Origin of the sequence: Rothia sp. HMSC068F09, assembly GCF_001812775.1 — a bacterium.
GTDB lineage: Bacteria > Actinomycetota > Actinomycetes > Actinomycetales > Micrococcaceae > Rothia > Rothia mucilaginosa_A.
In genome coordinates, this window is sequence record NZ_KV810418.1 from 71958 (window position 1) to 97456 (window position 25499).

At 61.1% G+C, this 25499-nt stretch carries 20 protein-coding genes; 17 read left to right on the forward strand and 3 right to left on the reverse strand.

What is annotated here, in order from left to right; translation table 11 throughout:
• The first annotated feature begins 213 nt into the window (after positions 1 to 213).
• On the forward strand, positions 214 to 732 hold the full coding sequence (locus HMPREF2874_RS02125) for an HXXEE domain-containing protein (protein WP_083309815.1): 519 nt from the start codon (positions 214 to 216) through the stop codon (positions 730 to 732).
• A 418-nt stretch (positions 733 to 1150) separates the two neighbouring features.
• The gene (locus tag HMPREF2874_RS02130) at positions 1151 to 1429 is read left to right on the forward strand and encodes an aminotransferase (protein WP_070648778.1); all 279 of its coding nucleotides are present in this window, start codon (positions 1151 to 1153) and stop codon (positions 1427 to 1429) included.
• A 79-nt stretch (positions 1430 to 1508) separates the two neighbouring features.
• On the opposite strand, the gene HMPREF2874_RS02135 is transcribed toward HMPREF2874_RS02130, so the two are convergent.
• From HMPREF2874_RS02135 to HMPREF2874_RS09130, 3 genes are all read right to left on the reverse strand, one after another.
• Positions 1509 to 2516, reverse strand: coding sequence for a GIY-YIG nuclease family protein (locus HMPREF2874_RS02135; RefSeq protein ID WP_070648779.1), 1008 nt, complete (start codon positions 2514 to 2516; stop codon positions 1509 to 1511).
• A gap of 184 nt (positions 2517 to 2700) precedes the next feature.
• Positions 2701 to 5610: an FAD-binding and (Fe-S)-binding domain-containing protein gene (locus HMPREF2874_RS02140; RefSeq protein WP_070648780.1), complete on the reverse strand. Its 2910-nt coding sequence runs from the start codon at positions 5608 to 5610 to the stop codon at positions 2701 to 2703.
• A gap of 248 nt (positions 5611 to 5858) precedes the next feature.
• Complete coding sequence (locus tag HMPREF2874_RS09130; protein WP_141744435.1) at positions 5859 to 6089, reverse strand: hypothetical protein; 231 nt, start codon at positions 6087 to 6089, stop codon at positions 5859 to 5861.
• A 113-nt stretch (positions 6090 to 6202) separates the two neighbouring features.
• On the opposite strand from HMPREF2874_RS09130, the gene HMPREF2874_RS02145 reads away from it, so the two are divergent.
• The 15 genes from HMPREF2874_RS02145 to HMPREF2874_RS02215 all read left to right on the forward strand — a co-directional run bounded on the left by HMPREF2874_RS02145 (position 6203) and on the right by HMPREF2874_RS02215 (position 25495).
• A complete protein-coding gene (locus tag HMPREF2874_RS02145) occupies positions 6203 to 7876 on the forward strand; it encodes a potassium channel family protein (RefSeq protein ID WP_070648781.1) in 1674 nt (557 codons plus the stop codon).
• A gap of 380 nt (positions 7877 to 8256) precedes the next feature.
• Positions 8257 to 8826, forward strand: coding sequence for a hypothetical protein (locus HMPREF2874_RS02150; RefSeq protein ID WP_070648782.1), 570 nt, complete (start codon positions 8257 to 8259; stop codon positions 8824 to 8826).
• Between the two features lie 146 nt (positions 8827 to 8972).
• Positions 8973 to 9545, forward strand: coding sequence for an HIT family protein (locus tag HMPREF2874_RS02155; protein ID WP_049332458.1), 573 nt, complete (start codon positions 8973 to 8975; stop codon positions 9543 to 9545).
• Between the two features lie 131 nt (positions 9546 to 9676).
• Positions 9677 to 10810, forward strand: a complete 1134-nt coding sequence (locus HMPREF2874_RS02160) for a hypothetical protein (protein ID WP_070648783.1) — start codon at positions 9677 to 9679, stop codon at positions 10808 to 10810.
• A 99-nt stretch (positions 10811 to 10909) separates the two neighbouring features.
• Positions 10910 to 12193, forward strand: coding sequence for a Mur ligase family protein (locus HMPREF2874_RS02165; RefSeq protein ID WP_070648784.1), 1284 nt, complete (start codon positions 10910 to 10912; stop codon positions 12191 to 12193).
• Complete coding sequence (locus HMPREF2874_RS02170; protein ID WP_070648785.1) at positions 12193 to 12960, forward strand: type 1 glutamine amidotransferase; 768 nt, start codon at positions 12193 to 12195, stop codon at positions 12958 to 12960. Before HMPREF2874_RS02165 ends, HMPREF2874_RS02170 begins: the two co-directional genes overlap by 1 nt.
• Before the next feature lie 147 nt (positions 12961 to 13107).
• Complete coding sequence (locus tag HMPREF2874_RS02175) at positions 13108 to 13866, forward strand: YebC/PmpR family DNA-binding transcriptional regulator (protein WP_070648786.1); 759 nt, start codon at positions 13108 to 13110, stop codon at positions 13864 to 13866.
• A gap of 271 nt (positions 13867 to 14137) precedes the next feature.
• A complete protein-coding gene (ruvC, locus tag HMPREF2874_RS02180) occupies positions 14138 to 14794 on the forward strand; it encodes a crossover junction endodeoxyribonuclease RuvC (protein WP_070648798.1) in 657 nt (218 codons plus the stop codon).
• 209 nt (positions 14795 to 15003) lie between these two features.
• Positions 15004 to 15624 (forward strand): Holliday junction branch migration protein RuvA, encoded by a 621-nt coding sequence (gene ruvA, locus HMPREF2874_RS02185; RefSeq protein WP_070648787.1) that lies wholly within the window; start codon positions 15004 to 15006, stop codon positions 15622 to 15624.
• A gap of 199 nt (positions 15625 to 15823) precedes the next feature.
• Positions 15824 to 16810, forward strand: a complete 987-nt coding sequence (gene ruvB / locus HMPREF2874_RS02190; protein ID WP_192830500.1) for a Holliday junction branch migration DNA helicase RuvB — start codon at positions 15824 to 15826, stop codon at positions 16808 to 16810.
• A 307-nt stretch (positions 16811 to 17117) separates the two neighbouring features.
• A complete protein-coding gene (gene yajC / locus HMPREF2874_RS02195; protein WP_070648789.1) occupies positions 17118 to 17492 on the forward strand; it encodes a preprotein translocase subunit YajC in 375 nt (124 codons plus the stop codon).
• A gap of 110 nt (positions 17493 to 17602) precedes the next feature.
• Positions 17603 to 19306, forward strand: a complete 1704-nt coding sequence (secD, locus tag HMPREF2874_RS02200) for a protein translocase subunit SecD (RefSeq protein WP_070648790.1) — start codon at positions 17603 to 17605, stop codon at positions 19304 to 19306.
• 2 nt (positions 19307 to 19308) lie between these two features.
• A complete protein-coding gene (gene secF / locus HMPREF2874_RS02205) occupies positions 19309 to 20457 on the forward strand; it encodes a protein translocase subunit SecF (protein WP_070484540.1) in 1149 nt (382 codons plus the stop codon).
• 263 nt (positions 20458 to 20720) lie between these two features.
• A complete protein-coding gene (locus HMPREF2874_RS02210; protein WP_246823749.1) occupies positions 20721 to 23297 on the forward strand; it encodes a RelA/SpoT family protein in 2577 nt (858 codons plus the stop codon).
• A 563-nt stretch (positions 23298 to 23860) separates the two neighbouring features.
• Positions 23861 to 25495, forward strand: coding sequence for a type I restriction-modification system subunit M (locus tag HMPREF2874_RS02215; RefSeq protein WP_070648791.1), 1635 nt, complete (start codon positions 23861 to 23863; stop codon positions 25493 to 25495).
• The last annotated feature ends 4 nt before the right edge of the window (positions 25496 to 25499 follow it).

A 25499-nucleotide genomic window follows, 5' to 3' on the forward strand; every position in this document is an offset into this window, starting at 1 on the left:
GCTGTCTGGTCTAGCTCGCATATAGAAACCACCCCCTTTGCGGCGACAAGCTGCGGAGGGGGTGGTCTCTTTGAGTATTCTAAAAAGAGGAGTGTTTCAGCCTAAAATTTTCACCACGGTCTTATAATTGAAATGATGATTATATTTAAAAAATAATAACGGCAAGGAATTATTCGGTCTATGTAATTAAATCTAGATATTTAGAAGGTGAAAGTGGAAGTAAATCTGTGGTTGTTTCCTGTTATTTTTATGGTCCATGAGATGGAGGAGATAGTAGGTTTTAGGGTATGGTTTGAAAAAAATCTTGACCTAATAGAAAAATATAGTATCCTTCGAAAATTGTATAGAAACTTCAGTACTGAGGGATTTTCGGTTGCGGTGCTTGAAGAATATGTGATATGTATTGTAGTGACTTATGTGGCTACAATATGGAAAGTGTATATAGTGTGGACAGGTGTGTTTATCGCATTCTTGATACATTTATTAATTCATATAGCGCAAAGCATCGTAGTAAGGAGGTATATTCCGTCGCTAATTTCAAGCATTGTACTTTTTCCGGGTAGTGTTTATTTAGTATATAGTTCCATTGAATATTTGGGGCTTGCTTTTGAAAGTATAGTTGCAGCATCCATTCTGTGTGTAATTTTAATGTTTCTAAATTTGATATTTGTTCACTGGATAATGGGGGTAGTGACTCGTAAAATTGCTGAAAACGCAATGAAAAAGATGTAACATAAGACAATCGCTGGATTCCTCTCAATTTTGACAATTTTCTCAAAAATCAATATTATGTATATTGCAGCTATTTAATATAGCCCTGAAATGGCGTATCGCTGTTGAATATTGAGGGAGCACGAGCGTATGAAGTCGAATAAGTATGTTCCTGTTGGGATGCTGTTCTTGATCCTGGCAATTATCTTGAACGTAGTGTCAAATGTCAGCGACATGGTGCTTGGAATTCTATACGGCATCTCAATAGCAGTATTGATTATTGGACTATTTAATAGTCGAAAATAAGTGCTGTAGCAGACGAAAACGGACCCGGCGGGCTATCCATCGGATAGCCCGCCGGGTTTTTCGGGAAGCCAAGTTTGTTCACGAAGAATTAGCAGGCTTTGCTGTTGAAGTGCATTTTGAAAGGGGCGAAGGTATGGCAAGCGTCGAGGTGATGAAGGAGCGGGCTCGTATTGCGGGTCGTTTCAACCTGTCTGCTCGCCGAAATCCGGAACATAGAGCACTTGTTGCGCTCGCTGCGCAGAAGGCGAGAGGGGAGTGTCAGGTGGTCCCTGTGGCTCCCGGTGAAGATGAGGCTGACACGCTCGCCCGCGTACGCAAGATTGCGGGTGGTAAGCCGGTCATTATCGTGACCGAAGCTGACGGGGAACTTTGCGACCGCCTCTTCGAGAGCGAGAGCAATCAGGCTGGGTAATCCTAAAACTAGTAGAAAACCCGACGGGTACTAAAGATGTAGTACCCGCCGGGTCTTCTCATATACAGCACACAGGGGATTAGTTCTGAGAACCGTCAAGGTTCTGCAGGAACCCACCCAGCGAAATGTTCGGATCAGTTTCCAAAACCCAATCCGCATTACCGCTCGAAGCGCCGCCCAGAACAAAACGGGAAGCAGCAGACTGGCTTGTAAACTCAATCGGTTTCACAATCTTCAAACCATCCAGGTGACCGGCGGCAACCTGCTCAGCGCGGGTAGCTTCCAAAGCCTCCAAATCCTTCAGATAGCGCGCCTCGGCCTTCTTCGGTGCACGCACCGGCAGAAGCTCACCCTCAAATACCTCAACGCCCACACGAGTACCAGAGATATTGACAATCCGAGCGCGAGCCGGATGCTTCAACTCCTTGCGCTTAATGCGGAATACTGCATCAGCCAAAGCGGCAGGGAGCTGAGCTTCTTCCGGCTGAGAAATAGTAGAAGAATCATCAGCCGGTGCATTCGCTGTTACCTCTGTACCCGTCGACTTAGCCTTCTTCGGGGTGATGGGCTCAAACATGCGGTGACCACTCGCGCGTAGCATCAGTAGAACTTCAAGGACGAGGGAACGCAGAATTGCTTTCTTCACTTTTGCGATATTTCCGGCGAAGGGGATAATGCCATTCTCCAGACGATATCTGCCAACCTTCTGAGCCTCACGACAGAACGCGCTTTCCAGGTAGTTCAGTTCCGTCGCTTCCCAAGAATTGTCGGTGGAAGTAATCAGATACGCGGTATCCCAGAAATCTTTAGAGCGGTCATGCTCACGAATACGGCCTATCAGCCCATTTCCATTCAGGCGTTTTGCCGCCTGGCCAATATACAGGCGGGGGTCGTTTGCTGAGGAATTCGTGAGGAAGTAGATACCGGAGAAATGCAGTTCCTCTTCGTTTTTGTATTTCTCAAGCAGAGTGCGGGGGAGCTTATCAATCGTAATGTTTCGGTTATAGAGCTGGTAAGTAACACGCTCTACAACATCGCCCTCCCAAAGAGTTGTATATAGCTGAACAGTAGTCGGGGTGATAGACACGGTGCTCCTTCGCTGCCGTTGTGAGTGAACAATCGAGATGAGACCCTTATAGGGTTCCTGAGTAGCAATAATACAGGGTTATTGATTCCTGCGAGATACTTCAAGTCATCAAAAAGACCCGGCAGGCTATCCATCAGATAGCCCGCCGGGTCCCTTCTTTATACGGTTGTTATGCGCTCAGCCCTTAGCGGGTGGTGCGCTCCAGCAGCTGCAGCACGTTCTGGTAGGTGTGGCCGGTCGCCTCGGTCATACCCTGCTCGCAGGTGCGGTTCGCCGAAATGTATGCGGCGAATTCCTTCTGCTCGCTCAGCTCGGCAGACTCAGCCTCGGTAGCGCTTGCGGTCAGCTCGGGGTGCAGCATACCGCGGTCACCCGCGTAGCCACAGCAACCCCAGTGCTTCGGCACGTACACGTCGTCACTCATCGCGTTCGCAATCTTCTCGAACGCAGGCTGAGTGCCCAGGTGGGTCATGGAGCAGGTCGGGTGCAGGGCAACCGACGGCAGGGGAGCAGACACGGTCAGCTTGTCCAGCATGTTGTCGGCGGCGAACTGAACCGCATCGTACATGCGCAGACGCGAGAAGTCCGGCTCGCCCGGCTTCAGGCCGTTCACAATCTTGTGCTCAAGCGCCTTAATAACCTTCTCGCGCATCACCTCAAGGCCCTCAGTACAGGACGAAGCGTCACACACGACCGGCAGGCGGCCACCGTCGGTAGCCTCCCACAGGGACTTCAGCACGCGGTCGCTCATAATCGAGTAGCCGTCGGTGAAGCCCTTCGACTTCCACGGGGTAGCGCAGCACATCTCGCCAATGTTGTCCGGGATGCGGTACTTCACGCCGGTACGCTCGCACAGGCGGATGAACGCCTGGGTTGCGTTGATCGGGTCGTGCTTATCTTCGCCGTCCACGCCGCCGAACATGGAGTTCACGCAGGCGGGGAAGAACACAATCTCAGCGTTAGCGTCCTTATGCGGCTTACGTGCCGGGCCGCCGACCGGCAGGTCCTTCTTGTAGGAGGGAACCATGTCGTCGCCCATGATCTTACGGGCAATGGTGGTGGTGCCGTGCACGAGGGGGAACGGCATCTTCTTGGCCACGGTCAGGGACTTGCCGGCAACCTTATCCATGACGCCCCACTGCTGTGCGGCGACCTTCCAGCCGGCGGCGGCCAGCTTGTCCTGGTTCTCGGAACGCAGGCGGCGAATCAGGTCACCGGTGTTGATGTTCACGGGGCAGCGGGTCTGGCACATGCCGTCCACGGCGCAGGTCTCAATACCGTTGTACTCGTACTCCTTGCGCAGACGCTCGGCCAGCTCGTGGTCGCCGTTCGCCTCGGCGGCGGCAATCTCACGGCGCAGCACGATGCGCTTACGCGGGGTGAGGGTCAGGTTGCGGGAGGGGCAGACCGGCTCGCAGTAGCCGCACTCCACACAGCGGTCGACTTCTTCCTCGACGGTCTCGGCGACCTTCAGATTGGTCACGTAGTCGGTATCCGGCTCGACCAGCAGAACGCCCGGGTTCATGAAGCCCTTCGGGTCAATCAGGCGCTTGATCTGGCGCATCACGTCGAAGAGCTCGTCACCGAACTGGCGGCTCACGAACGGAGCCATGATGCGGCCGGTACCGTGCTCAGCCTTCAGCGAGCCGTCGTTACCCAGAATCAGCTGCACCATTTCCTCGGTGAAGTCGCGGTAACGGTCCAGCTGCTTCGGGTCGCGGAACTGCTCATTCAGCATGAAGTGGATGTTACCGTCCTTCGCGTGACCGAAGATCACGGAATCCTGGTAGCCGTGTGCGTCGAACAGCTTGGTCAGGTCGCTACAGGTGTTACCCAGAACCTCGACGGGCACGACCACGTCTTCCAGCAGTGCGTTGGTGCCGGAGCGGCGGTTACCAGCGACGGTGGTGTACAGGCCGCGGCGTGCAGCCCACAGGGCGTTACGCTCGGACAGCTTGCTGGTCATCGACACGGGGGAGGTGACCGGCAGGTTCTTGAACATGGGGGCGGCAGCGGCGGCCAGGTCGTTCAGCTCCTGCTCGGAGTTGCCCTGGAACTCGACCAGCAGGGCGGCGTGATCCTTCACGTCGATGGCGGCGAGCGCCTCGGCGGCCTGGCCGGTACGCTGAGCCACGCGGATGCTGGTGGCGTCCATGAGCTCGACGGTGGCCAGCTTGTTGGCGACCAGCTCGGGCACGGAGCGTGCGGCATCCAGCAGGTTGTTGAACACGAGCAGGCCGGTCGAAGTGTTCTTCAGAATCGGCAGGGTGCGGTAGGTTGCCGAAGCAACGAAGCCGAGGGTACCTTCCGAACCAATCAGCAGGTGCTGCAGAATGTCCACGGGGGTTTCGAAGTCGACCAGGGAGTTCAGGCCGTAACCCATGGTGTTCTTCATGGAGTACTGCTGGCGAATCTTCGCCATGGACTCGGGGTTCTCGGTCACGCGCTTGCGCAGGCGCAGCAGGCCCTCGTGGAGCTCGGGCTCGAGGGAGCGTAGCTTCTGGTCAGCGTCCGGCTCAGCGGTGTCAATGATGGTGCCGCTGGGCAGTACGAACACCATGGAGTCCAGGGTGTTGTACGTGTTGTACTTGGTGCCCGAAGACATGCCAGAGGAGTTGTTAGCGACCACGCCACCGATGGTGCAGGCGGACCATGATGCCGGGTCGGGGCCGAGCTTGTAGCCGTAGGGCGCCAGGTAGTTGTTGACCATCATGATGGTCGCGCCGGGCTGCACGCGAACCTTCTTGCCGTCTTCAAGGACCTCAATCTTCTTGAAGTGGCGGCGGGTGTCGACCATGAGGCCGTCACCGCTGGACTGGCCGGAGAGGGAGGTGCCGCCGGAGCGGAAGGTCAGCGGCAGGCCGAGGTCGCCGGCTGCGCGGAAGATGTTGGCGACGTCTTCGGCGGAGTCGGGGCGGACCAGGCCGGCGGGCACGAGCAGGTAGTGGGATGCGTCGTGGGAGATTGCCAGGCGCTCGAGTTCGGAGACGCTGGATTCGACGGCTTCTGCGCGCGCATCGGAGAGTAGACGCTTGAGGGTGTCCTCGTAGGGGGACTTGAGTGCTTTGGAAGTGTTTGACACAACGGTGGTCATGATGAATCTCCTTAGTGAGACTGTCTTACCTTTCAGTATGTGCTCTTGAACACCGTCTTTTCCGCTTAGCTATGGCTAAGCTTGGCGACTACTTGTCACCATACGGGGTGTCGGTTTTACACCGAAGCGAGCGGCGGGGTGTGCCGCGTGTTGGCGGGCTTCCCGGGGGTATTATGCTCATCGTGCGGGGTTGCTCGAGCGTATCTGTGGAGGCGCGCCCACCTCCCACAATCCGGTTTGAGTTTTTCTTAGGCGCGGCCGCCGAGGGCCGTAACATTCCAGCTAGCAGTACTATCAGAAGTCACCACACCACAAAATAGGGGAGAACCCGCCGAAGCACGCACCCCCAAATCCTCCACAAACACGCGGCCACCCGCAGGCACACTACGCTCCTTACGATCCACACCCGCACAATACACCGTCATCTTCGCACCCGAACGGTTCTCCACCGCAACCGAACCGCCGCCCGATTTCGACACAGTATCGTGCACAAAACCGCGGTGTAAAGACCGCCGCCCAAAGGTCACAGCACAAGGTCACAGTGCAACGAAATAGAAACGCAAACGCAACGGCGTGGAGTATCATTCACACTATGGATAAGGCAGAACAGAACCAGACAGACAACACGGTAAAGAACGGCACAGCACCCAATACCTCGGGGAATACCTCGGGGAATACCTCGGGCAATATTCCGGGGAACAGCCCGGTGGGTGCGTCTGCGCGCCCTGAAACTGTTGCATCTGAAACTACCGCATCTGAAGCCGCCGCTGAGAATACCACGAAGGCTGGTTATACCCAGTCGGCACCGGCAGAATCCAGTGCCGCCAAAACTAGTGCTGCAGCAAGTAGCCCCGCAGAGGCTACCGCCCCCGGCATGGAGGCAGTACAGGTTGATGCCGTGCAGATTGATAGCGCCCGCCTGGACAGCACCCACTCCGTCTACTCCACCGACCTGGACCCCGACGACTACGAAGAGGTCGTCGAAGAATACGCCACCACCGATGCGCCGGACGGTACGCACCGCGAGGAGCGTCGCATCACCCGCACCACGCATCACCCGCACGGCAAGGGCGACCAGAAAGCGGGCACCCAGGGTAACCCCGATGGTGACGCCGAGATTATTGATGTAGGCGAACCTGAAACGCACACCACGACTATCCGCACGGTCACCCGCACCGTCACGGACCCGCCGCGTCGCGCCCCGCGCACCCGCCTGTTCCGCACGCTCAGCAAGTACCGCGGCGAGAAGAACCTGGCGGCGTGGGAGGAACGCTCCTCCACGCCCATGTTCGTGGCGTCCGTACTGTACCTGCTCGCGTTCGCCGCGCCCATCATGAGCACACGCATTCAGGAGCCGTACGACGCGTACCTCAACATCATTCAGATGATCCTGTGGGGCCTATTCGCCGCCGACTACTGCATTCGCCTGTACTTGGCGCCGCGGCGACTCTACTTCATCACGCATAACCTGATGAACCTGGCGATTGTGCTGCTGCCCGCGTGGCGTATTGTCAGCTTCCTCTCCATGATTTATATGACCGCCAACCGCCAATATAAGAGGCTCTCAGAGCTGGCGGTGAAGCTCTTCGGATACACCGCGATCTTCATCATCATGTTTGCCCTGTCGATCTATTCGGTGGAGTCCTCCGAGCCGGGCGCGATGATTCGTGACCTGCCCACCGCCTACTGGTGGATGTTCACGACCCTCGCCACGGTCGGCTACGGAGACGTTTACCCGGTCACCGGTATCGGCAGGGTCATCGCCGTGATCGTCATGCTGTACGGCGGGGGCTTGGTCGCGGTTGCTACCGGTGCGCTCGCGAGCTGGATTATCGAAAAGTTTGGTGGCAGGGAGGAGCAGGAGTACCCCGCAACCAAGGCTGACGTGGACAATCTTCGCCAGGAGATTTCTGAGTTGCGTGCCCTGCTGGCCCGCGAGTACGCCCGCCGCGATAACCCGGCCTACACGCTTCGGGAAGTGGTGGACGAGGACGGTGTTCGTCCGGTACCCGAGGCGACGGATGTGCCCGCCGCTGGTTGGGGTGGCGGTTCGGGAGCTGAAGGCCCGAGTGAAGAGTGGGCTGGATTCAGCCGCCGGGCTGCCGCTGACCGCGCTGACTCTGGTGCCGAGACCGGTCGCGCTACCGGTAGCGAGGTTGCGGTGCGCGAGGATGTGTCCGAGCAGGAGCCCGTGGCCCTGCTGGAGGAAACCCGCCAGACCTTCACGATTATTCGTGAGAAGTTCTCATTCCGTTCCCGCAAGTAGCTTCGGGAGGCCCTGTCTCGAGGGGTTTGGGAGGGTACGAGCAGGTGCTCCCCTCAAAACGTATCGAAACACCTTGAACGCACTTAATCCAACGGTAAGCAACATATAATTTACAGCGCATCAACCCCTCATTGTGGCCGCGAGACACCCCGGGTGGTTAGCTCGAAACTATTCCCCAAAAAGTCAAAATGTGAGGAAACTATCGCTCAAGATGCCTAGTAGGTCTACACAATAGGTCACCACTGCGGATACACTATCTACGTGCTGGCGTACGAAGACACCCTGTAGCCCGCGTGCTACGGGGTGTTGTTTTATGTTCGTTTCGTTCCGGCATGCACTCACAACTCTCACTCAAACACTCATATCAATAGGAGCAATCCGTGGCTTCTAAAACCACTCTGGGCGTGCTGGCTCTGACCGGTGCGCTCACCCTGGGCATGTGCGCCTCCACAACGGCCGGCGCTTCTAGCTCATCGAATGGTGCATCCCTGGCCGCCCGAACGGTCACCGTCGATGACGCCTCGTTCGCCTCCGCTCGTGCCACCCCGTCCGGCGCGGCAACCTCGGAAATTCAGATTATCTCCGAGGTTCCCTCCTCCAGTTCCGAGACCTACGTTCCGCGCGATGACGCATCGCAGACGGAGAGCACGTGGCTGCAGCTCGGTGATACCGAGAACTACGTGGCTGCCGTGGTGCGCGGCAATAAGATCACCGTGACCTACCACCTCAACTATGAAGAGATGGCCACGGTCGTCTGGGTCGGAACCTTCGAGGCCGGTCAGGGGGATTACAGCTGGACCTCGGTCGGCGACCGCCGAACGATGGACAGCAACCCGCTGGCATCTTCGGAATCCGAAAAGGAATTTGCGGTGCGCGACGGCATGCTGACCTTCTCCTTCACCTTCCGCGGTGAGACTCGCACGGTGCAGCTGACGAAGTTCGAGGGCTAGAGCCCGTAGCGTTGAGGGGCGCCGGTTTCGTTCTTGTGGACGGGACCGGCGCCCCTTTTAGCTTCTGCCGCGGGGCCTCTGCCGACCCACGCTGCCGACCCGTGGACGCCCCTGGTAGGAACGTGAAAACGCTATAGAATGGGACTATGAGCGAGAACACGACCCCCGAGACCGCCGCACCCTCGGTGCAGGATTCCTTCGAGCTACCCGGCGCACCCGACCAGTTCCAGCGCCTGTGGACCCCGCACCGCACCGCCTACGTGAGCGGCGGGCAGAAGGACTACACCGAAAAGACCTGCCCGTTCTGCACCGCCCCCGGCCGCAGCGACGAGGAGTCTCTAATCGTGCACCGCGGCGAGCACGCCTTCGTGATTCTCAACCTCTACCCGTACAACCCCGGGCACCTGCTCGTGTGCCCGTACCGCCACATTCCCTTCTACGACGACGCGACCGAGGCGGAAACCCTGGAGATCGCGCAGCTGACCCAGCTCGCCATGAAGGTTCTGCGCGAGGTTTCGCACAACGACGGCTTCAACATTGGTATTAACCAGGGCAAGGTGGGCGGCGCGGGAATTGCCGACCATCTGCACCAGCACATTCTGCCGCGGTGGAGCGGCGATACCAATTTCCTGCCGATTATTGCCCAGACCAAAACCATGTCGCGCACCCTGGACGACATGCGTTCGGCGCTCGCGGAGGGGTTCGCCCGCCTGAGCTAGGTCGGCCCGTACTTCTTATCTCTCGGGCTCGCGACGCTTTTGAGAGCGTTCTTTCGCGGTGCCCCGCCGGGCCGGCTCTTTGCCGCTCTGCAGCGCTTCTCGGGCCGTTCAAACCGCTAGAGTTGATAGTCATGGATTACCCCAATCTGCTTGAGAACGCCTTCCTCGAGAACACCCTCGACGGTGCCGAGGCCTGCTCCACCGAACCTGCCGCCGGCGTTGGCGGCGAAACCGCTCCGCGCGCCCTCGTGTGGCGGCAGCTGCGCTGGGTGGACCGCCGCCCCGTACTCGAGCTAGAGGCCGTCGAGGCCGAACCGGGCCAACCCGGACCGAACGAGGCAGGCCCCGCGGAAGCCGAACTGCCAGTGCGCCCCGCGGGCCGACGCCTCCGGGTGCCGCTAACCCCCGGGGCCTACCTGGGCCTGCGCGTGGCCCTCGACGCATCCGGCGCGCCGTACCGCTTCTGCTCCGGCTACACGACCGGCTCGACCGACCCCCGCGCCCCCGGAACCCGCCGTCACCCGTGCCCCGAGGCCGCTCGCATCGACCGGGGCCAACAGTGCCCCCGATGCGCCGCCCGCGACGAATTCACCGCCCTGCACAGCGCGCACCTGTACCCCGGAACGCTCACCGAATCCATGCGCGCCTACGCCATGCTGGAGCACCGCCTCTACATCGCCACGTTCCCAGACGGTACCCACAAGGTCGGCACGAGCTCCCTGCCCTCAACCCCGCGACGCCTCGACGAGCAGGCCGTCGCCACGGCCACCTACATTGCGCTTGCCCCGGACGGGCTGACCATACGCCGCGCCGAGGACGCCGTGACCGCCCTCGCCGGAATCGGCCAGGTCAAACAGGTGGCGAGCAAGTACCGCGCCTGGACGCATCCGCTCCCGGGTGCTCAGCTGCGCACCGCCCACGAGGATGCGGTGGCCCGCGCCCGTGCCGCCCTCACCGAGTTCCTGGCGAGGGAGCCCGACCTGCAGCTATCCGCCCTGGATGAGCCGTGGGTTCCCTCCCTGGCGATGAACCGCCCGTACGCGGCCCTGCGCGCGCGCAACCCGGAACCGCTCGCACCGTGCGACTCGATGCTGGGCGGCAGCACGGCCGGGTTCTTCTGCACGGGTGCGGCGGGCCAGTTTGTGAGCGCCCACGTGGGCGACCCCGACGCCGCGTTCCTCGTCAACACCGCAGAGTGGCGCAACCTGCTGGTGGTTCCCGACCGGGGATTCACGCGGGTGAGGGTGCAGGGCTCGCTCTTCTAAAGCCGCCCGCCCGGCACAGTTCAAACCCGCCGCGGCCCGTTTTGGCCTGAGCGAACGCCCCCGCCGCACCCTTCAGCGGCACCGTGCGCGTGTACTAAAATGGTAAGCATGTCCAAACCCCTCATTCGCCTTCTGGGTCAGGGCGTGCGCTACGCGACTAAGCTTCGCGGTGGCGGCTCCGCGTTCCCCGGCCTCGTCATGGAAAAATTGCACCCGCAGTTCGTAGCCGAAGAGCTCGCGAAGCTGCCCTACGGCGTGGTCGTCGTCTCTGGCACGAACGGTAAGACCACCACCACGAAGATGGCCGTTCAGCTGCTCGAAGCGCAGGGCCTGAAGGTCTTCACCAACCGCACCGGCTCCAACTTCGTGCGCGGTGTGGCCGCCGCCCTGTTGGGCGAGATGACCCTCACCGGCAAGCTTGAGGCCGACATCGCAGTGCTGGAACTCGACGAGGCGCACGCCGTGCACTTCGTCAAGGCCGTCAAGCCCGACTACGCGCTGCTGCTGAACGTGCTCCGCGACCAGCTGGACCGCTTCGGCGAGATTGACACAACCCGCCGCATGCTCGCGACCGTGGCCGCCGCAACCACCAACACCGTGGTGCTCAACCGCGAGGACCCGCGCATCCGCTCCCTCGCCGAGAACGTGCAGCCGGGCGTGAAGGTCAACTACTACGGTCTGGCCGAGTCCCTGCGCTCCTACTTCCCCTCGGACGACGAGATGCGCGGCGGAACCGTCGCGAAGCAGACCCTGCCCGAGGCAGACGTCACCCTGACCGCGTTCTCAGGCACCTCCGCAACCTTCGATGTGGCGGGTGCGGAGCGAGTCGGTGAGATTAACCTGTACGGCATCTACAACATCTTCAACGCCGCCGGCGCGATGGCCCTGACCCGCGCCGTCATGGGCGAGAAGCTCGATGAAGATAAGCTCATCGCAGAGTTGGCGAAGATTACTCCCGCCTTCGGTCGCGGTGAGACCCTGAACGTGAACGGCCGCCCGCTGCAGCTGCTGCTCGTGAAGAACCCCAGCGGCTTCCGCCTGTCCCTGGCCAGCGCGAACGCTGACGACTACGCCACCATGATTACGATTAACGACCAGTACGCTGACGGTCGTGACGTGTCTTGGCTGTGGGATGTTGACTTCGACGGCCTGCGCGGCACTGGCGTGCAGATGGTCTCGGGCGTGCGCGCCTGGGATATGGCGCTGCGCCTGGAACACGACGGCGTGAAGGTCGGCGAGGTCGACGAGAACCTGGCCGATGCGCTCAAGCAGTTCATCGCCTCCAGCGGGGATGCCCCCATGCGCATCTTCTGCACCTACACCGCCATGCTGGCCCTGCGTGAAGAGCTGGCAAAGATTACCGACGTTGAGAAGGTCTCATAATGACGGCAACCCACACTTTTGAGGGCACCCCGGCGCCCGGCCCGAACAACGGCAAGACGCTGCGCATCGTGCAGCTCTACCCGCTGGACATGAACATCTACGGCGACTGGGGCAACACCCTGGCGCTGGCCCGCCGCGCGCAGGCACACGGCTTCGACGTGCAGATTCTGGACCACAACCCCGGCCAGCCCTTCCCCGAGGACGTCGACATTATCCTCGGCGGCGGCGGCCAGGACTCCGGCCAGTCCGTGATTCAGGACGACCTGCACGCCATCGGCGGCACCCTGCGCTCGCTGGCCGAGGACGGCGTGCCCATGCTCGTCATCTGCGGCCTGTACCAGCTGTTCGGCAAGGAGTTCCGCACCCGCGAGGGCGAGGTGCTCAAGGGCATCAACATCTTCGATGCGCACACGGTCGGCGGCGACGAACGCCTGATTGGCAACATCGTGGAGGAGTCCGAGAAGTTCGGCACCGTCATCGGTTTTGAGAACCACTCGGGCCTGACCTACCTGGGTTCCGGATGCACCCCGCTGGCCACCGTGACCAAGGGCGAGGGCAACAACGTGACGGACTCTTACGAGGGTGCACGCGTGCACAACGTCATCGGCACCTACCTGCACGGCTCGCTGCTGCCGAAGAACCCGAAGATTGCGGACTACCTGATTGAGCAGGCCGCGATTCGTCGCTTCGGCGAGTTCACGCCGAACGCGATTGACGACTCGCTGGTGGAGAAGGCGCGCGCCTCGGCCGCGTCTCGCCCCCGCTAGCGGTTCACTGACGTGCTATTCCGGGCGCTGGCGTGCACTCTAAGAGGTGGTGCGCGCCTCCGCTACGGTATAGTTGATTGAGTTATAGTACAGTGCGCGGAACGTTTCGCCGTGCCCGCGCAGAGGTTTTGACTAAGGGAGATACGAATGTCCGGTCACTCTAAATGGGCGACTACTAAGCACAAGAAGGCCGCTATCGACGCCAAGCGCGCGAAGGCTTTCGCGAAGTTCATTAAGGCTATTGAGGTTGCGGCACGTATGGGTGGCGCCGATATCGCCGGTAACCCCGCTCTTGACCTTGCTGTGTCGAAGGCGAAGAAGAACTCCGTCCCCAACGACAACATTGACCGCGCTATCAAGCGTGGCGCCGGCCTGACCGGTGAGACCATCGACTACACCGAAATCATGTACGAGGCACGCGGCCCGCAGGGTACCGCCCTGTACATCGAGTGTCTGACCGATAACCGTAACCGTGCAGCGTCTGAGGTTCGCCTGGCCGTGACCCGTAACGGCGGCACCATGGCTGACCAGGGTTCCGTGGCCTTCCTGTTTGAGCGTAAGGGCGTTGCCGAGGTCACCAAGACCGAGGGTCTGACCGAGGACGACGTTCTGATGGCCGTTCTGGATGCCGGTGCCGAAGAGGTTCTGGACGAGGGCGATATCTTCACCGTTGTTTCCGCAGCAACCGACCTGCCCGAGATCCGTAAGGCTCTGGACGAGGCCGGCCTGGAGTACAACAATGACGACCCGGTCTTCCGCCCGACCATGCAGGTCGACCTGGACGCCGAGGGCGCCAAGAAGTTCCTGAAGCTGGCAGACGCTATCGAGGAACTGGACGACGTGCAGAACGTCTACTCGAACGCTAACGTCTCTGACGAGGTTGCTGCTCAGCTGGAAGCCGAGTAGTCACCGCCCGAGCGCGCCACTTTTGAGCGTGCCCTGAAGCCACTTCCCGGCCGGTCCACCGCGCGTGGACCCGGCGGGAGGTGGCTTTTGAACGTTATGCCGGTCGGCGCCCGACCTAAACGCCCGGCTGTGCTCTGACTGGCGGCCCCGCGGACTGCGGTATTGCAGACCTTACCCCGCGAAGACCATGTGAAGACCCCGCGAACTTTGAGACCCCGCGAACTTTGGAAGGAAAGCACACGTGAACGCTGCATCCGCCGCGCGCGATAGCATGCGCGAAAACCATACGGTCGCCGCCGTGGACCGCGTGTCGGGGGCGACCCGCATCATGGGCGTGGACCCCGGCCTCACGCGCTGCGGCTTCTCAATGCTGGACATGACCGCGGACCGCAAGGCGCACTTCGTGAATGTGGGCGTGGCGGGCACCGACCCGGCCCGCACGCTGGACCAGCGCATCCTCTGGATTTTCAACGCGGCCTCGCATTGGCTGGACACCTACCGGCCCGACGCCCTGGCGATTGAGCGCGTCTTTGCGCAGGAGCAGGTGAACACGGTGATTGGTACGGCGCACGCCTCGGGCGCGGTGATTTCTGCCGCGGCGATGCGCGGCGTGCCGGTGTTCTTCCATACGCCCTCCGAGGTGAAGGCGGCGGTGACCGGTAGCGGTCGCGCGGATAAGGCCTCGGTGGGTCGCATGGTGACCCGCATTTTGGGCTTGAACGCCATGCCGAAGCCCGCGGACGCGGCCGATGCGCTGGCCATCGCCATCTGTCACGGCTGGCGCGGTGGCGGCATCGGCTCGGGTATTAACATGTCGGCGCAGACGCAGACGCACCAGGGATCGCGGCCCGCGAAGGCTCGCCGTGCGGGTGCGCTGACCCCCGCGCAGCGCGCCTGGATGGAAGCGGAGGCTAAGGCCCGCCGCTAAGGGTTCCGACTCGTTACCCTTCGAATGTATCGAGAGCCGGATTCGCTAAAGAATTCGAATATCCCTTGATTTCAGAAGAAATATTCTAATATACTGATAGTAGCTTCCCGCGGCACACCCGCCGGCCCCGATGCGCGCCGGCGGTACAGCAGGCCGCGGGGGAGTGCAGTATCGTTCGCCCCGGCGCGGGGCGTTGAAAGGTGGAGAGAATGATTGCATCGCTGACCGGCCGCGTGGCCCAGGTGGGGCTTGACCACGCGGTGATTGACGTTAATGGTTTCGGCATGCTGGTGCACGCCACCGCGCGCACTCTCTCCAAGCTGCGCACGGGGGAGGAGGCCACCGTGCTGACCACCATGATCGTGCGCGAGGAATCCATGACCCTCTACGGTTTTTCGGAGCCTGCCGAGCGTGAGGTCTTTGACATGATGCTCTCGGTCTCGGGCATCGGCCCTCGCATCGCCCTGGCGGTGCTGAGCGTGCACACCGCCGCGGAGGTGGAGCGAGCCGTGGCCACCGGTGACGACAAGGCCTTCACGAAGGTTCCGGGCATCGGCCCGAAGGGTGCCCGCCGCATCGTACTGGAGCTTGCCGGCAAGCTGATTCTGAGCGACGGCCAGACCGATGAGCTGCCGCTGAGCCAGGGCATCGTGTGGAAGCCGCAGGTGCTGGATGCGCTGACCTCCCTGGGCTGGAGCGAGAAGGACGCCTCCGCCGCCATCGACGCGTACGTGAAGCACAATCCCGCCGCCGAGAGCGAGCCGGTGGGCGTGGCTCTGCGCGGCGTGCTCGCATCCCTGGGTACGCAGAACACGGTGGGTCGCCACTAGGGCCGCTCGCCGAGCCTTTGACTGACCCCGGTCGATTTTGGTGCGCCCGTTACCTTGCGCCTCACTCACTCCACGAAAGAAGAATTTTATGACCCAGAACCCCTACGATCCGCAGGCCGCGGCATCCCCGGTTTCCGGCGGGTATTTCCCCGGTCAGGTGCCCGGCGTCCCGGGTGCGCCCGCGCAGCGCCTGGTCGCGATGGAAGAAGAGCCCGAAGAGAAGATGATTGAGGCGGCCCTGCGCCCCAAGTCCCTAGACGACTTCGTGGGTCAGCGCCGCGTGCGCCAGCAGCTTTCCCTCGTGCTGGAGGCCTCGAAGATGCGCGGCCGCAGCGCCGATCACGTGCTGCTTTCGGGCCCGCCCGGCCTGGGTAAGACCACCCTGGCCATGATTATTGCGGCCGAGATGGACGCGCCCCTGCGCATCACCTCCGGCCCCGCGATTCAACATTCCGGGGATTTGGCGGCGATTCTGTCTTCGCTGACCCCCGGCGAGGTGCTGTTCCTCGACGAGATTCACCGCATGAGCCGCCCGGCCGAGGAAATGCTCTACATGGCGATGGAAGACTTCCGTGTGGACATCGTGGTGGGTAAGGGTGCCGGCGCGACCTCCATTCCGCTGGAGCTTCCGCAGTTCACCCTGGTGGGCGCAACAACTCGCGCGGGTCTGCTGCCCGGGCCTCTGCGCGACCGCTTTGGCTTTACCGGTCACCTGGAGTTCTACTCGGTTGAGGAGCTGGAGCTGGTGCTGCGCCGTAGCGCCGGCCTGATGGACATGCAGATTACCTCCGAGGGCTTCACCGAGATTGCGGGTCGCTCCCGCGGCACGCCCCGTATTGCGAACCGCCTGCTGCGCCGCGTGCGCGACTGGGCCCTGGTGAACGGCGTGGACCGCATCAACGCGCGTGATGCCGCGACCGCCCTGGACATGTACGAGGTTGATTCGCGCGGCCTGGATCGCCTGGACCGCGCCGTGCTGGAATCGCTCATCCACAAGTTCGGCGGTGGGCCGGTTGGCCTGTCCACCCTCGCCATTGCGGTGGGGGAGGAGACCGAGACCGTGGAGACAGTGGCGGAGCCCTACCTGGTGCGCGAGGGCCTGATTGGTCGCACCCCGCGCGGTCGCGTGGCCCTACCCGCGGCCTGGGAACACCTGGGTCTGGAGGCCCCCGAGATTCAGCTCTAGAGCCGCCGCACCGGCCAAGACATACAGCAAGTAGCCCGTGGGAGGTATCGCCCCTCCCGCGGGCTCTTCTACGCGTTCGCAACAACTCTTCTGCAGGCTCTGTCGGCGTCGCCGAGCCCTGCCGGCGACAAAAAATTACGCCACGGGCTGGATAAAACTCAGGTAAACCTCACAAAAACGCTGGTTCGGTGCGCTAAAGCTCCTGCTCTCGCGTAGGATGGATACGTACTGTATCTACGATTCCACGCCTTTTAGCACGCTCAACCCGCGCGGTGAGCGGCGCGGGTGCGGATGTGAAAGTGAGACCATGGATTTTAACCTCCTGATTATGATTGCCATGATGGCGTTCCTGGCATGGATGATGTTCTCCGCCCAGAAGCGTCAGCGTAAGCAGATGGAGGAACTGCGTGCAATGCAGCAGTCTCTCGTCCCCGGCACTCAGGTTATGACCGGTTCCGGCTTCTACGGCACCGTCGTCAGCACCGATTTCGATGACAATAAGATTCAGCTGGAGCTGGCTAAGGGCGTTGTTATCACCGTGGCGCTGAACGCAATTATGAGCGTTGTTGAGGACGAGGCCCCCGCCGCACCCCTGACCGAGGACGTCGAGCCGGCATCCGCGGAATCTCAGGCTCCCGCGGAAGGCGGCGTCTCCGAGGACTCCTCGAAGACCGCCCAGTAACTTAAGACCGAACGACCCGGCGCCGCGCACTCGGCGTCGGGTTTTCGCGTCCGCTAAGGAATCTGTAGAACACCAAATCTACACACGAAAATACTCATAGAAGGAACATTATGGCTAAGCGTTCACCGCTTGCAGCCGCGCGAGGGGCGCTCCTCTCGATGGTCCTGCTCATGGTTGTGATGGCTGCCGGCATCTTCGGCAGCACCTACTCGGGAGGCTCCTGGGCACCGAAACTGGCCCTGGACCTCTCGGGTGGTACGCAGATGATTCTCTCCCCGAAGGTCAACGGATCATCGGACGGGAACGTTACCCAGGAGCAGCTGAACCAGGCGGTTGAGATTATTCGTCAGCGCGTTGACGGCGCCGGCGTGTCTGAGGCGGAGGTCACCACCTCCTTCGGCTCGGGTAACAACGTGGTCGTCTCGGTTCCCGGCACGATTAGCTCCGAGACCCGTCAGCTGATTCAGGCATCCGCAAATATGACGTTCCGCCCGGTCCTGGTGGCCGGTGAAGGCGCCGCGGTTGCCGAGGGATCCCGCACCGCGGACGACAAGCTACCCAAGCCGACCGCCGAGCCGACCGACGGTTCGGACCGCAACTGGATTACCGCCGACCTGTACAAGCAGTACGAGGCGAAGGACTGCACCGCGGCCCGCAGCGAGGACGCGGATAGCGCCGACCCGACCAAGCCGATGGTGGCCTGCTCCACCGACGGCAAGGAGAAGTACATTCTGGGTCCCGTGGAGCTGAACGGTAGCGATATTTCTACCGCGAGCCACACCCAGGAGACCAGCGGCCAGGGCGTAACCACCGGTCGCTGGGCTGTGACCATTCAGTTCAACGATGCCGCCCGCGAGAAGTTCCAGAACATCACCTCCCGCCTGAACGCGATTCGCGCCCAGAACTCTTCTGATGCGCGTGCTCGCTTCGCGATTATGCTGGACGGCAAGGTGCTGTCCGCCCCGATTTCGCAGGCCGTGATTTCTGACGGTAAGCCGCAGATTACCGGTAAATTCACCGAGCAGGAGGCTAAGGCTCTCGCCGATCAGCTGAAGTATGGCGCCCTGCCGATTAGCTTCACGATTCAGTCGGAGCAGCAGATTTCTGCAACCCTGGGTTCGGAGCAGCTGCGCGTGGGTCTGCTGACCGGCCTGATCGGTCTGCTGCTGGTGTTCATCTACTCGCTGTTCCAGTACCGCCTGCTGGGCTTCGTGACGATTGCGTCGCTGGTGGTTGCCGGCATCATTTCGTACGAGGCGATTGCCCTGCTGGGTTGGGCCCTGAACTACCGCCTGTCCCTGGCGGGCGTGGCCGGTCTGATCGTGGCGATTGGTGCGACGGCCGACTCGTTCATCGTGTACTTTGAGCGTATTCGTGATGAGATTCGTGCGGGCCGCACGATTCCCTCGGCCGTGAACCACGGTTGGAAGCGCGCATCCCGCACGATTCTGGCCTCGAAGGCCGTGAACCTGCTGGCCGCCGTGGTGCTGTACGTGGTGTCTGTGGGTTCGGTGAAGGGCTTCGCGTTCACGCTGGGCCTGACCGCAATCGCCGACCTTCTGGTGGTGTACCTGTTCACCCACCCGGCGCTGACCCTGCTGGCGAACACCCGTTACTTCGGCGAGGGTCACCGCCACTCGGGCCTGTCGCCTGAGTCGCTGGGTTCCACGCCGCTGTACCGCGGTGCCGGTCGCATCCGCACCCCGGAGGAGAAGCAGCTGAGCATCGCCGAGCGTCGCCGTGCGGAACGTGCGGCTGAGGAGTCGGCCTCCGACGACGCCGCTTCCGCTTCGGACGAGAAGAAGGAGAGCTAGGCATGGCTACCGATGTGAAACCTAATGCTTTTGCCCGCTTCGGTAACGACCTGCACTCGGGTGCCCGCTCGTACCCCTTCGTGGGTAAGCGCCGCCTGTGGCTGGCCCTGGCCGCGCTGCTGATGGCCGTCTCAGTTCTGATTCCGGCGGTTGGCGGAGGCTTCAACCTGGGTATTGACTTCCGCGGCGGTTCGGAGTTCGTGGTCTCGAAGACCGCGCACGTCGATGTCGCAACCGGCGAGCGCGTCATTCACGAGAAGGCGAAGGATGCCTCCGAGGTTCACGTGACCAATATTGCGCCGGGCACGATTCGCGCGCAGATGAGCAAGCTCAGCGACGACGAGACCCTGCAGGTGAAGAAGGCCCTGCAGGAGGCGTACGGTGTCTCTGAGAATGACGTGACCTCCTCGTTCGTGGGCCCGACCTGGGGTGCGGATGTGACTCGACAGGCCTTCTGGGGCCTCGTGGTGTTCGTGATTCTGGCCCTGGTGGGCATGGCCTTCTACTTCCGCACCTGGAAGATGTCGCTGGCCTCGATTGCGGGTCTGTTCTTCACCGTGGTGGTGACGGTCGGCCTGTACGCCGCGTTCGGCTTTGAGATTACTCCGAGTGCAATTATCGGCTTCCTGACGATTCTGAGCTACTCGCTGTACGACTCGGTGGTGGTGTTCGATAAGATTCGCGAGAATACGGACGGCGTGCTGGAACGCCGCGACACGACCTTTGCCGAGCAGATTAACCTGGCCGTGAACCAGACGCTGGTCCGCTCGATTAACACCGCAATCGTGGGTGTTCTGCCGGTGGGCGCGATCCTGTTCATTGGTGCGTTCATGCTGGGTGCGGGTACGCTGCAGGACCTGTCGCTGTCGCTGTTCGTGGGTATTCTGGTGGGCATGTTCGGTACGCTGTTCGTGTCCGCCCCGCTGTACGCGACGCTCCGCCTGGGTGAGGCTAAGATTCGTGAGCACACCGCGAAGGTTGAGAACGGCGACTTCAAGGACGACGAAGAGGCTGAGGAGTCTGACTCTGAGGGCTCCGAAGACTCTGGCAATGAGGGCTCCGAGGATTCCGCGGAGGCACCCGCCAAGAAGTCGGTCAAGAAGTCGGCCCGCGCGACGATTGAGATTCATCGAGTGAACGTAAGCGAGTAGCCCGCGTTCTCGCCGATGCTGGGGGAGTCGATACCGAAAGGTGTCGGCTCCCCTTTAGCGTGCCCGGTTTAGCCTGCCCGGGCGTGTGCGGTTGGGGCGTGTCAAAACGCCGCATAGTTTGGTGCCTTCCGGGCCGCTGGGTACGATAAGAGTAGAAGAAGCTGTGCGCCCGCGTGTGAGCCAGCCAACCGGCCCGGTGGTAGCTTTCAACGATGAGGAACCCGAGCGCGCGGCTGATTATCGTGAGCCCGAAGGAGCCTGGAATGAGTGCAGAACCTGCCGTGAACGCCAACGCTGAGACCCCCGCGCCGAACGAGGCTGCCCAGGTGAAGCCCTCCCAGCCCGCGCCGAATCGGGCCGAAGCTAAGCGAGCCGCGGCTGACCAGAACACCGCAGCGCATCCTGCTGCGGAAGCCGAGGACAAGCCTGCGGTTCGCCCCGCCGGCCCGATTCCCCTGCCCGAGCCGGATGCATCCGTCGCGAAGAAGCACCGCGGCTCGCACCGCGTCATGGCTGCCGGTGGGCGCAGGCCGAACCGCCTGGTCTTTGGCGGCCGCACCACCATGCAAACCTCCGACGCGAACGGCGAAACGATTCACTTCTCGCCCATGATCGCGCCGGTCGTGCGCGCGGTGCGCCGCTACCACCCCGACGAGGATATCCGCGTGCTGCAGCGCGCCTACGAGGTGGCGAACCACTACCACGAGGGCCAGAAGCGTAAGAGTGGCGACCCGTACATCACCCACCCGGTGGCTGTGACCGCGATTCTTGCGGAGATGGGTGCGACCGGCCCCGTGCTCGCCGCCGGTCTGTTGCACGACACGGTGGAAGACACTGACTACACGATGGAGCAGCTCACCGAGGAGTTCGGCGAGGAAGTCGCCTACCTGGTCGATGGCGTGACCAAGCTGGATAAGATGACGTACGGTGAGAACGCCTCCATCGAGACGATCCGTAAGCTCGTGCTGTCCATGAGCAAGGACATCCGCGTGCTGCTCATCAAGCTTGCCGACCGCCTGCACAACGCCCGCACCTGGCGTTTCGTGCCGCAGGCTTCCGCCGCGAAGAAGGCGGAGGAGACCCTGAAGATTTACGCGCCGCTTGCGCACCGCCTGGGCTTGAACACGATTAAGTGGGAGCTGGAGGACCTGTCCTTCGCCGCTATGAGCCCGGAGATTTACGCCGAGATGGTGCGCATGGTTGGTGAACGCACCCCCGCGCTCGAAAAGTTCCTGAACGAGGCACGCACCAAGATTACGGAGCGTCTGAAAGACGTGGGCATCGACGCGACCGTGACGGGCCGCCCGAAGCACTACTATTCGATTCATCAGAAGATGAAGACGAAGGGCCGCAGCTTCGACGAGATTAATGACATCCTCGCGGTGCGCATCATGGTTGAGGAAGAGGCGGAATGTTACACCGTGCTCGGCCACGTGCTGTCCCTGTGGCCGTCGATGACCGGCCGTTTCAAGGACTACATTAAGAACCCGAAGAACAACAACTACCAGTCGCTGCACCTGACCGTGTACGGTCCGGGCAACCTGCCGCTTGAGATTCAGATCCGCACCTACAAGATGCACGAAGAAGCCGAGTACGGTGTGGCTGCGCACTGGCGCTACAAGGCGGCATCGCGCGGCGAGAAGGTCGCGGCTCGTGGCGGCGCGCCCGCGAAGGACCCGAAGGAGCCGGGCACCCAGACCTCGGCGATGATGAACGTCGGCATCCTGCAGTCTATTGCGGAGATTTCGAACTCCAACCCGGAGTCGGAGAAGTTCTACGAGTCGCTCGCTGACACCCTCGATACCGACGAAATCGTGGTTCTCACCCCCAACGGCGAGGCAATCGCCCTGCCCAACGGCTCCACCCCCGTGGACTTCGCCTACGCCATCCACAGCGAGGTCGGCGACCGTACCGTCGGCGCGAAGGTCAACGGCCGCCTCGTGCCGCTGCACACGGTCCTGCCCACCGGCGCCACCGTGGAGATCATGACCACGAAGAACGAAGACGCCGGACCCAGCGAGGACTGGCTGAAGTTCGTTCGTTCCTCGCGCGCTCGCACGAAGATTCGCCAGTACTTCGCGAAGGAACGCCGCCTGGAGGCGCTGCTCGCCGGCCGCGAGATGCTCACCAAGAGCATGCGCAACAGTGAGCTGCCGCTGCAGAAGATGATGAGCCCGGAGATTATGACTCAGGTGGCTCAGCTGCTGCACAAGAACGATGTGGCGTCGCTGTACCGTGCGATTGGTGAGCACGAGATTGCGCCGAAGCAGGTCATTGACACCCTCGTTGAGGTGCACCGCGGCGACGAGCCGGCACCCGAGGTTGAGGTCAGCGACTTTGACGAGACACTGCTGAAGTCGACCCGCAAGGCGATTGGCGATAACGGCGTGATTGTGCCGGGCGCTGAGGGTGTGCTGACGAAGATTGCGCGCTGCTGCACCCCGGTCCCGCCGGATGACATTATCGGTATTGTGACCCGTTACAACGGCATTTCGGTGCACCGCCGCGACTGCCCGAACATGCGTAACGCTGACGAGGAGCCGCGCGTGACGACGGTCGAGTGGGCGTCTTCGCCGTCCGCTACGTACCGTGTGCAGATTCAGGTGGAGGCGCTGGATCGTAAGGGCCTGCTAAGCGACCTGATTCGCGCGATCTCTGAGTCGGGCGTGAACATTCTGGATGCGCGCGTGCACACTTCGGAGGATCGCACCGTGGTGGACCGCTTCGCCCTGGAGCTGGGTGACCGCTTCATGCTGGAGCACGTGCTGAACGTGGTCCGTAACGTGACGGGCGTGTACAAGGCGTACCGCCTGACCGGCGCGAAGCCCTCGGAGGCGTAGGCTCTTCTATACGCCTTAAGACGCCGAAAAGCCACATGTGTTTCGAAAAACCACTTCTTTGGTGGCTTCTCGAAACACATGTGGCTTCTCGCCATTAAACGGGTTGTGAAGGAGGGGGAGGTGCGCGGTATCGGCACGGATTTACGCTGCCGAGTAGCCACCTCAGCCCGGCGCTGATTTTTGGTAATGGGTTAGTGACTTTGGTGGGGGTTAAAACCCCAGCCTAAAGTCACTAACCCATGGTCAAAGTCCGTAACTCATGACCGAATTTCCCGCGCAGTAGGGTTCGGCGGGGGAGTGGGAGGGAGCGTGGTTTAGCGGTGGGCTTCGCAGCGGAGGCTCAGTGATGACGAACCGGTGAGTACGGGGTCGGGTGAACCCGTATACTGAAAGAGTTCGCGCCGCCGGGTACGAAATGGCTTGTGGAAGCTACGAACGCTCCCACCGCGTAAGGCATCTATACCTGAGTTGGCGCATGTGTACGACCGGGACCGCACGGGTTCCGAATGTTTGACGTTTCTTCGACTGTGGAAACGATTACTGATGAGAGGTTGACCGCCCCCATGACGACGCAGTCTACGGATTCTTCCGCTACTACTGACGAGCACCGTAACCGCAATGCGGAGCGTGCGCAGCTGCACTCCACGATTTGGCGTATTGCGAATGACCTGCGTGGTTCGGTAGACGGCTGGGACTTTAAGCAGTACGTGCTGGGCATGCTTTTCTACCGTTACCTCTCTGAGAGCCAGGTGCGCTTTGTTGAGGCTCAGAGAATTGAAATGCCGGGGCGTTTTGAAGACCTATCGGATGACGTGTTTAAGAAAAACGAGGACGCTAAGGATTACTTCATTAATGAGCGCGGCTTCCTGTTGCTACCCTCGCAGCTGTTCTCGAATGTGTACAAGAACGCCCCTCATAATCAGAACCTAAACGAGACTCTGGCGAACGTGTTCAAGGCGTTTGAAGAGTCGGCGCGTGGCACCGAGTCTGAGGATAACGTGAAGGGCCTTTTCGACGACTTTGTGCTGGATTCGAATAAGCTGGGTGTGAGCCCGGCGGCTCGTCACGAGAACCTGCTCAAGCTCATGGACGCTGTGGCGGACATGAACCTTGAGAAGGGTTACGAGGATAGCGAGAACGACGCTTTCGGTGACGCCTACGAGTACCTGATGGGCATGTACGCGGCGAATGCGGGTAAGAGCGGCGGCGAGTACTACACTCCGCAGGAGGTTTCAGAGCTGCTGGCGAAGATCGCCATGGATGGCCGTGACGCCGAGCAGATTCGTACCGTGTATGACCCTGCATGTGGTTCGGGTTCGCTGCTGTTGAAGGTTAAGCGTGAGCTGGGTAAGAACTCGGACGGCCTGCGTTTTGTGGGTCAGGAGATTAACCTGACGACCTATAACCTGTGCCGTATGAACATGATGCTGCACGGTGTGCCGGTGGATGATTTCAGTATTGCGCACGGTGATACTCTGATTGACCCGAAGCACCGCGGTGGTGCGGGCGGCGATTTTGAGGAGCCGTTTGGTGCGATTGTGTCTAACCCGCCCTATTCGACGAAGTGGAAGGGCGATGATGACCCGACTCTGATTCACGATGACCGTTACGCTCCGGCGGCGGTTTTGGCGCCGAAGTCGAAGGCTGACCTGGCGTTTACGATGCATATGCTGGCGTCGCTGGATGAGGCTGGTACGGCGGCTATCGTTGAGTTCCCGGGTGTGCTGTACCGTGGCGGTACGGAGCGCAAGATTCGTGAGTACCTGCTGAAGCAGAACGTGGTGGATGCGGTGATTCAGCTGCCCGCCAACCTGTTCTACGGTACGAGCATTGCGACCTGCATTTTGGTGCTGAAGAAGGGTCGCCGTAAGGATCATTCGGTGCTGTTCGTGGATGCTTCGCAGCTCTTTGATAAGGGCACGAACCAGAATATTCTGGGTAAGGCGCACCGTGAGAAGATTCTGGATGTGCTGGCGGCTCGTGAGGAGCGTGAGCATTTCTCGGCGCTGATTCCGGTGGAGAAGCTGCTGGAGCAGGAGGCGAACCTGGCGGTGTCGAGCTGGGTTGAGCCGGAGGACACGCGTGAGCGTGTGGATATTGTTGAGCTGAATTCTCGTATTGAGAACATTGTGGCTCGTCAGGCTCAGTTGCGCGTGGAGATTGACGCTATTGTGGCGCGCCTGGAAGGCGGCGAGTAATCGT